Genomic DNA, 9,770 nt, shown 5'->3' on the forward strand with positions numbered 1-9,770 from the left:
AAATACTACTGTTACCAAAAGTTATTATAAATAAAAAAATTGCCTAGCTTAGGCAATTTTTTTTCGTTCTGAAATAGGTTGCAACTATTTCACATAATTCAGTTATATTAAATGGTTTATGAATACAATCATAACTCCCCAGTTCTTTGGCTTTAGATATTAATTCTAATTCACCATAGGCAGTCATCATAATAACAATATTTGCTTTACCAATTTTATTAAGTTCAGTTAAAGTTTCCAAACCGTTTAGCTCCGGCATTTTCATATCCATTAAAATTAAATCCGGATTATCTTCAGATATTTTAGCAAGGGCTTCGTTACCATTTCCGGCTAATTTAACCTCATAGCCTTCATCAGTAAAAAGCTCTTCCAATAATATCCTAATACCTGCTTGGTCATCTACAACTAAAATAGAGTTTTTATCTACACTACCCATATCTTTCCCCTTACTTAGAATTTTACAAGCACCCTATTAATATCTTTTTTTGGTAAATATTAATTATAGTTATTAGTTTATCATTTTAAGTTTTCCAAGTAAAGTAAAAATTAATTTATTATGGAATATTTTCATACTATATTTTGCTGTTTTATCATCTACAATAAATTCCACAGCATTATCTGAGCTTGGCAAATTATTATGTAAGCTTATCACTTCATTATTTTTCAATATTTCAATTTTATAAGCACTTTGGCGGAACCTCAGCGGATATTTAACTTTTACCTTATAGTTTTCCACCGGAATATCTTGCCCTAATAATTTAACTTCATATTGATCATACCAAAAATTTTGTTGCAATAATTTTCCATAAATCGCCACCAACTCCGGAGTATAGTAATCAATATATTTTTCTACCAATTGACTGGCTGTCGCAAACTCCAATAGACCTTTTGCAACATAGTTTCTTTTCAAAAAAGCTAGGTGTTCTTCAATTTCTTGAAACTGCCCGCCTTCAACTTCATTCCACTTGCCAGACCCTAGCACAAAAGCAGCATGGGTAAAGCCCACAATACTATGAACACCACTTTCTACCTTGCCATTTTTCACAAAGTAATCTAGTCCTTGTTCTACTTTGTTATTCAAAGTTTGACTATCTTGGCTATCATAAGCTAAAAACACTTGCGGTGTCAATCTAAATTCAACTAAACCAATATCTTTTAAGTCAGCCGTTTTTTTATTGATATCATTATTACCCGCAAAATAAATTTCCTGACCATAATTAGCCGAAGTATAACCTTCTATATTGCCGTCAGCATCACTCGACGCTAAAAAACCTACTTTTTTATAAGCATTAGTGCTGACTTGCTCTTCAGTTTCACCTACCCCAAAGTCAAACGAGCCGGCTCTGGCTGTTAAGCTTTGTCCTGAAGAATTTTCGCCGATTACTTCCTCTAAATAGGTTTGATAGGCAAACAATGTTCCTACTCTCGTAGCTCTTTCCTCATAAGTCCCTTCCAACGACAGCAAATGTGCCCAGCCATGATTTAAATGATTCGCCCATAAACCGTCACTTTCAGCATTATATGATAAAACATTCTGACTAAGATATGGGTCATAATCAGAGTGCATATGAATTGCATATTCATGCTGTAAGCTTTCTTGTTTAATAGATCGTTTTATCTTCATCATAGTTTCTAACCACGCTGTATGCTGTGATTTTGTAGCAACCCATTCTCCGGCTAGCAAGGCTGGAATCGCTGTATAGTGTGTCCATTTTGCACCATATTGATTCGCGATATAATTTAATTTTTCTGCTTTCTTGACCAGTTGCACATAATATTCCTCATGATCTAGCCAGCCATTTTTATTGCCCCAATTAAATTCATAGCCAGCACCATCGGCCGGTTCCAAATCGTCAGTCATAACATAATATATTTTTCCCGGCTTCTGATCGATAATATTTACAGCAACTTTATTTAAACTGACTAAACCGTTAATATTAAACCCTATTGCCCAATCTTTATCAAGATTAACGGCATTAGATCGGTTCGCTAGCAATTGCCATTTTAGCATTCTAGTTTCACCGGGTTGTAAATCTTGATTGACAATTTCAGCCGGACTTTGCAAAACAAGACCATACCCCTCCGGTAATATTAAGTTTACCGCAGCACTATTAATCTGATATTTGCTTAAGTTCGTTAAATTAGCTTGCAAATAAAATTCCTGCCCCTTGACCAAATTTACTTTAGGACTAAGCGGTTCAATTTTCAATGAAGCATTATGGTCATTAAACATATCATCTCTGGCGATTAAAGCATGTTGTCCCTGACCACATTCAATCACAAGTTGATAGTAGTGAATTTTATTATAATTTACAGCACCTAGTTCTTTGTCAAATAAAACCTGTAAATTATAAAAAGTATCAATCCAATCCCCTTTAAAATTTATACTATAGCGGGAGTCAATCCATTTAATTTGATCATTGCTGTCACTCATTTCTCCGGTGACAACCCAGCCTACACTATATACTACGCTTTTATTTTCATCTAAGCCTTGTAATATCAAGCGACCTTTACCTTGAGTTGACAAAAACTGCACCTTAAAATTAGCGGTAGCTGATATATCAGCCATCATTTCTTTGATATAAGAAATTTCGCCATTATTACCAGCAGAAAGCTCTAACATTTTTTCAGTATTATTTTTTTGTAAAAACTTATAACTATTGCCGACCCCATTTTCAGTAATTGTTCCTTGAAAAACATTTTCTACTTCAGCTTTATTTTCAGTCAATGCCGCCGGATACTGTTCATAAGGTTTCGCAAATAAAATTGCACTTAAGATTATTAAAACACTAATCACTAACAATAATTTACGCATAATAAAACCTTTTCATTACAAATTGCCAATTTGTCCAATAGCTTGCATACTTAACCCCATTATTGCCACCAGCATAATAAAGCTTAGTAACAACATTATTGTTGGCGGAATAATTAAAATAACAACACTTCTCAAATAACTGATATTATAATTTACACTAATCGCTACTACCAATAAATAAGAAACCCATAACATCAGCATGATAAAGCCAAAGCCACCAATTACTGAACCCGCCATATTATCTAGCAGTGCACTTATTAAATACAAAGGAATTAAAAATATAATGGGTACATAAATATAGCCCATACTACTAAATAAATTTTTTACTTTTCCGACAAAGCCAAATAATTCTGCCAAAAAGTGCCACAAGGCACATAAACAACCCATAAAAATTACACCGGTTAGACCTTTTAACAACGCAAATCCTAAGGCAATATTTACTTCTAATTGCAGATTAAGCCCAAAGCCTAAGCTCACCAAAAACAATACTGTAAATAATAATAACGATGACTGTAGGGCATTATTTTCCTCACTAATTTTTAGCAATGCTGTTTGAGGTTTATTAAATAAGTCATAAATATTATCAAGCATATTAAAGCCCTACCATTTCTCTTGAGGCGCAAGTAACCCCATATTTGTGGTATCCTCATTTTTTAATAACATTAACAAAATATTAATTAATTCCGCCTTGCTACTGCTACCGGTTAATTTTGCAAAAGGATTATCATTACCAAATTCCTTAACAACCGGTTTCCCTTTAATATTAGCAGCCTTTGCTACAGCATCAATAGTATCATACATATTGCCTAAGTCATCCACTAACCCTACGGCTTTAGCTTGGTTACCAGTATAAATTCTTCCATCCGCCAAGGCCCGGACTGTATTTATATCCATCTTACGGCCTTCTGCTACTGTTTGAACAAACCCTTCATAGGTATCATTCACAATGCCTTGAATAATTTCACGCTCTTTATTAGTCATCGGTCGATCCGCAGACATAATGTCTTTGAATTCACCACTTTTAATTTTTTCTTGTTTAATACCGATTTTACGATATAATTCTTCCCAATTAGAATAAGGCATATAAACCCCAATACTACCAGTGATAGTAGAGGAATTAGCATAAATCTTGTCGGTACAAGACGCTAACCAATAGCCCCCCGAAGCAGTAACATCACCCATAGAAGTATAAATCAATTTACCGTTAGCCCTAATTTTTTTAATTTCTTCACCAACTTCTTGGGTCGCTCCGGTGCTACCACCTGGGCTGTTAATTCTTAACACAATGGCTTTAACCGAGCTATCTTCACTGGCTTTATGTAATTGATTGATGATGCTTTCGCTACCGCCAACATCACCCCATAATCCACGAGAACTGCTATTGGTAATAACTCCATCAACATACACTACCGCCACTTTTTCGCCCAACACTGTTGATTTTTCTTTTTTAGTACTAAACGCCAAGGTTATTAGACAAGTTAAAACAAATAAAATTAATCCTACAATCACAAGTTTTTTACGCATAATACCCCTCCTGTTTTTTAACAATAGTGTAACGATGGTTAAAAACGGTTTAACATAGTTGAACATCGAAAAACCTAAATCATTAGACAAATAATTGCACTATTGATCAACAACTGTTACACCATCATTTCACCACATTTAGCCATTTTTCAACTACCGTTATTATATAGCAAAAAAGGGTGCTTTTACACACCCTTTTTATTATTTATTAGCAATTGCTGCTGTTACGAAATCACGGAATAATGGATGAGGATTAGTTGGGCGAGATTTTAATTCCGGATGGAATTGCGTTGCCACAAACCATGGATGATCTTTAACCTCAACAATCTCTACTAAACTGCCATCTGGCAATGTTCCAGCGATTACTAAGCCAGCTGCAGTTAATTGTTCACGATATTTATTGTTAAATTCAAAACGATGACGATGACGCTCATGAATTAATTCAGCTTTATATGCTGCATGAGTATTGGTAGTAGGACTTACTTTACAAGGATATTGTCCTAATCTCATCGTCCCACCCTTAGCTTCCACATCAACCTGATCTGACATCAAGTCAATGACCGGGTTAAGCGTGTCTGAGAATTCACTACTATGAGCATCGGTTAAGTTGCACACATTACGGGCAAATTCAATAACCGCACACTGCATTCCCAAGCATAGGCCTAAAAATGGAATTTTATTTTCTCTGGCATACTGAATTGCTGAAATCTTTCCTTCAACCCCTCTATCACCAAAACCGCCCGGCACTAAAATTCCTTTACAACCTTCAAAAACTTCCGCTAAATTTGTTCCTTCAGCTTCAATTTCTTCGGCATTAACCCATTTTATATTTACTTTTACATCATTGGCAAACCCGCCATGATTTAAAGACTCCGTAACACTCATATAGGCATCCGGCAATTCAACATATTTACCCACCATTGCGATTGTTACTTCTGCGCTAGGATTATTTATTTTATCAACTAAAGCTTGCCAATCACTCATATCAGCTTCTTTAGCTTTAATATTCATTTTTTCCATCACAATTCTATCAAGACCCTCTGCTTGTAACATTAACGGTACTTGATAAATACTGCTGGCTGTTCTGTTTTGAATTACTGCATTGGCATCAATATCACAGAATAAAGCTAATTTATCTTTCATTTCTGTAGAAATTTCTTTTTCCGCACGACAAACAATAATATCAGGATGAATTCCAATTCCTCTTAGCTCTTTTACACTATGTTGTGTCGGTTTAGTTTTAAGCTCACCGGCAGCTGAAATATAAGGAACTAATGTCACATGAATATATAAAGCATCATCGCGGCCAACTTCTTTTTTAACTTGGCGAATGGCTTCTAAAAACGGTAAACTTTCAATATCACCAACAGTACCGCCAATTTCAGTAATAACGATATCAGCTTCATCGTCTTTACCAACTTGATAAACACGTTCTTTAATCTCGTTTGTTATATGAGGAATAACTTGAACTGTACTACCTAAATAGTCACCTTGACGCTCTTTATTAATAACTGACCAATAAATCTTACCGGCAGTCACATTGGAAGACTTACCTAAATTAATATCAACAAAACGCTCATAATGGCCTAAGTCTAAATCTGTTTCGGCACCATCATCGGTTACGAAAACCTCTCCATGTTGATACGGACTCATTGTACCCGGATCAATATTTATATAGGGATCAAACTTTTGAATTGTGACCTTCAGACCACGACTTTTTAACAATCGCCCCAAAGAAGCTGCTGTAATACCCTTACCAAGGGAAGATACAACACCACCTGTGACGAAGATATACTTTGCCATTTGTAAATCCTCCTTCATGATTTATATCTTTATATCAAATACTTATTTTTCCATTAAGCATTTTTACACACGCCAACTATTTTATCGCTACTCTTAACACACTGTCAAGCAACTTATTCTTGTTCTTGAATTTCTGATAATAATTTTTCTCTTCGACGGGAATTAGAGGTAGTTTTGGTAGTACTACCTTCTTCACTGGCTGCTTGCTTTTTCGTTTGCGGTGGTGCCCACGCCGCTAAGCCCCACATCCCTTTGCCCATATGTTGAAATCTGCTGTCCATATTGATAAAAGTATGGATTTCCGATATTTTATGTGCTAAAGACTGTACCGGAATATTTTTCTTCTCAATAACCTCATTTATTAAATCTCTAAAGTAAATTGCTTCTCCTGCTGTTTGTAATATGTTAACAGCTACATCTGTTTCTGATAATTTATTGTTTTCCAATTAATTTCTTCCCTTCATCTCAATGATATTTTATCTAATTTACATTTTTTCCGGCGCAGATATTCCTAAAATATTTAAAGAATGGACAATATTATTTTTCACTGCACTCAATAATGCTAATCTGGCAATCGCCAAATCTTCTTCCACGCCCATAATACGACATTGATTATAAAAGCTATGGAATAATCCCGCTAAATCATGAGCGTACCGCGCAATGCGATGTGGTGCTCGTTCTTTTGCCGAATAACTTATTTCTTCCGGATATTCTGTTAATTTTTTAATTAAGGCTACTTCTGTTTCACTATTTAATAATTCTAATTTCGCACTGTTTTCATTGTATTTAATTCTTGCTTCGTCCGCTTGGCGGAAAATACTGCAAATACGGGCATGAGCATATTGTATATAATATACCGGGTTTTCATTGGATCTTGATTTTGCTAAATCCAAGTCAAAATCTAATTGACTGTCAATTGAACGCATTATAAAGAAGAATCTTGCAGCATCAGTGCCAACTTCCTCAATCAATTCTGTCAAAGTTATGCTTTGACCAGTTCGTTTTGACATTTTTACTAATTCACCATTTTGGTATAAACTTACCATTTGTAAAATAAGTACTTCTAAGGCCTCACCACTATAACCTAATGCAGCAATCGCTGCTTTGACCCTTGCAATATAGCCATGATGATCAGCACCCCAAATATTAATTAAGGTATCAAACCCACGTTCCATCTTGTCACGATGATAAGCAATATCAGCCGCTAAATATGTAGGCACGCCATTATCCCTAATTACTACCCGGTCTTTGTCATCACCATAAGCCGTCGATTTAAGCCATAATGCTCCATCTTCTTTAAACATATTGCCATTATCAAGTAAAACATTACAAGTTTCTTCAATAGCACCAGCTTGATGCAGTGTTAATTCACTGAACCAATTGTCAAAACTAACATTAAAAGCTTGTAAATCTTCTTTAAGTGCTGCTAATTTTTCTTCTAAGGCTAAAGTTTTAAATATTTGCAACCGTTCTGCTTCACTCATCTGCAAATACTGATCATTATGATGGTCAATAATTCTTTGTGCCGTATCAATAATATCACGCCCATGATAGCCATTCTCTGGGAAAGTAGTTTCTTGACCTAGCAATTCTAAATAGCGCGCATTAACTGAAGCTGCCAAATTATCAATTTGGTTACCGGCATCATTAATATAATACTCACTTTCCACAGCATAGCCCGCAGCCTTCAGTAAATTTACTAAAGCACTACCCACAGCAGCGCCTCGACCATGTCCGACATGTAAGGGCCCGGTTGGGTTAGCACTAACATATTCAACTTGAACTTTTTGCGGTGTTGCTAAAACCACATTACCATAAGATGACCCTTGCTTAATGATTTCCGCTAAACAATCATATAACCAAGTAGGCTTTAAATAAAAATTAATAAAGCCCGGTCCGGCAATTTCCGCTTTTTCTAACCACTCAGCCTTTAGTCTTGACACTATCGCTTCTGCAATAATCCTTGGCTTAGTCCGAGCCGCTTTTGCCGCTTGCAACGCAAAATTTGTTGCAAAATCACCAAATTCTTTTTGTGGTGGCACTTCTAAAATTATTTCAGGCAAATTTTCAGCACTAAAAGCCCCATCAGCGATACTTTGCTGTGCGGCACCACTAATTGCCTTATTAAGCAGTTCTTTTATATCCAAACTAAGTTCCTCCCGTTTGACCGCGCTAATTTAAATTATCAGCGACATTTTCCGTAGAAATATTTATTCTTAATTCATTTTCACTTTGCCATTGACCATCTATTGCTAGTTCATAGTCAATAACAATATCACCGGTAACTGTGCCAAAGGCAATATCCAGTTCCTTAGTTAAAACAGTAAGTCTCATATTGCCAAAAGGTGTCTTATAATTACTAGAGCTTGTTTCTAGTTTTTTAAAAAATTGAGTTTGTTCAACTTTTCCCTTACGAATTAAAGTTACATTATCTTTATCTATTTTTAATAAGGTTGAAGTATGATCTACCCCTAAGTTTTCGCTATCATTATATAGCACATAATGCACATCATTTTTACAATAATGTTTACCAACAGACACTACTTCAATCTTGTTTTCTTCGCCATAAATATCTTTTTGATTACCTAAAACCTTAACAACGACCTTGTTCATAGTCAACTCCTAAATAAACATGAATATATTATAACTTACTAGCCAAAGCTTGCCAACAAAAAGCATCCTATAAATAAAATTTATTTTAGCGAAGCACCAATCATTTTACAGTAACAATATATTTTCCGATCATTTTAACGGGCTTATAACTTTTCTTCGCTTGTCGCAAGCCTTCAATGCCCATATCTTCTTCTCTATTAATATATTTTAAATGACTCCACGCTTTTTGACAAAATTCCTGATTAATAATTGCATAGGCGCCTCTTATTTCAGGATTTGCTTTTTCAACATGAATCACTGCCGTATCAGTATTAAGTTGTTCTCCAAAAGTAAAGGCTTCCACCTTGCCATTTATTAAAATAGTACCACCGGTTAATTTTAAAGCAGTAAAATTATCTAGAACCTCAAAAATAGCTTCACGTTCGGCCATAATAATATCATCATTAAAGCCGTCATTTTGCTCAAACCAATTATTTAAGTTGGCTTTACATTGTTCCACTAAGTCAGGGGTCAACTCTTTATACTCATAATCGCTATAACTTTTCTTAAAGTTATTAACATGATTTTTTTTGGAATGATAACGTCTTCCCTTTAATTGAGCTAAGTCTTCTTGTAAATAAACATAATCAAAGTTATCCCGATCCGGCAAAAAGTCAAACTTAGTTTTGTCATACTTTAATAACTCTTCTGCCATCCAGCCTTCAACCCCAACCATTTTAAACGGAATATTGGCTTCTTCACAATACTGCAAACACTTACCAATAGCAGCTTGCGCTCTTTTCTTCGGACCAATTGGTTGCAATAAGAATTCTTCATCAGCATACTTCGCTTTAAAAAATAAAACATCAGCCAGCTTAGCATATTTTATTTGATAAGACTTTCTCCACATAAAGTAATTAGTAAAATTAAAATGCGAATTTTCATAATAATGATTTTTAAAAAAACTATCAAATAGTTCTTTATCAGCTTTAGTTATTTCTTGAAAATTAATAATAAACACCTCCATCTTTTAAGA

Annotated in this window: 9 protein-coding genes; all 9 read right to left on the reverse strand. The window is 34.9% G+C overall.

Annotated elements, in window-relative coordinates:
• Positions 1–43: 43 nt before the first annotated feature.
• Positions 44–436 (reverse strand): response regulator, encoded by a 393-nt coding sequence (locus tag KBI38_06880; protein MBP8629781.1) that lies wholly within the window; start codon positions 434–436, stop codon positions 44–46.
• Positions 437–508: 72 nt separating this feature from the next.
• Positions 509–2,815, reverse strand: coding sequence for a hypothetical protein (locus KBI38_06885; GenBank protein MBP8629782.1), 2,307 nt, complete (start codon positions 2,813–2,815; stop codon positions 509–511).
• A 15-nt stretch (positions 2,816–2,830) separates the two neighbouring features.
• Positions 2,831–3,406: a YIP1 family protein gene (locus KBI38_06890; GenBank protein MBP8629783.1), complete on the reverse strand. Its 576-nt coding sequence runs from the start codon at positions 3,404–3,406 to the stop codon at positions 2,831–2,833.
• Between the two features lie 9 nt (positions 3,407–3,415).
• Positions 3,416–4,339 (reverse strand): signal peptide peptidase SppA, encoded by a 924-nt coding sequence (gene sppA / locus KBI38_06895; GenBank protein ID MBP8629784.1) that lies wholly within the window; start codon positions 4,337–4,339, stop codon positions 3,416–3,418.
• Positions 4,340–4,540: 201 nt separating this feature from the next.
• Positions 4,541–6,142, reverse strand: coding sequence for a CTP synthase (locus KBI38_06900; protein MBP8629785.1), 1,602 nt, complete (start codon positions 6,140–6,142; stop codon positions 4,541–4,543).
• A 113-nt stretch (positions 6,143–6,255) separates the two neighbouring features.
• A complete protein-coding gene (gene rpoE / locus KBI38_06905; protein MBP8629786.1) occupies positions 6,256–6,588 on the reverse strand; it encodes a DNA-directed RNA polymerase subunit delta in 333 nt (110 codons plus the stop codon).
• A 39-nt stretch (positions 6,589–6,627) separates the two neighbouring features.
• Positions 6,628–8,289, reverse strand: coding sequence for an arginine--tRNA ligase (locus KBI38_06910; protein ID MBP8629787.1), 1,662 nt, complete (start codon positions 8,287–8,289; stop codon positions 6,628–6,630).
• Between the two features lie 25 nt (positions 8,290–8,314).
• A complete protein-coding gene (locus KBI38_06915; protein ID MBP8629788.1) occupies positions 8,315–8,755 on the reverse strand; it encodes a DUF1934 domain-containing protein in 441 nt (146 codons plus the stop codon).
• 100 nt (positions 8,756–8,855) lie between these two features.
• Positions 8,856–9,755, reverse strand: a complete 900-nt coding sequence (locus KBI38_06920; GenBank protein MBP8629789.1) for a DUF2156 domain-containing protein — start codon at positions 9,753–9,755, stop codon at positions 8,856–8,858.
• Positions 9,756–9,770 lie beyond the last annotated feature (15 nt).

It is taken from the genome of Negativicutes bacterium (assembly GCA_018052945.1).
Taxonomy (GTDB): domain Bacteria; phylum Bacillota; class Negativicutes; order JAGPMH01; family JAGPMH01; genus JAGPMH01.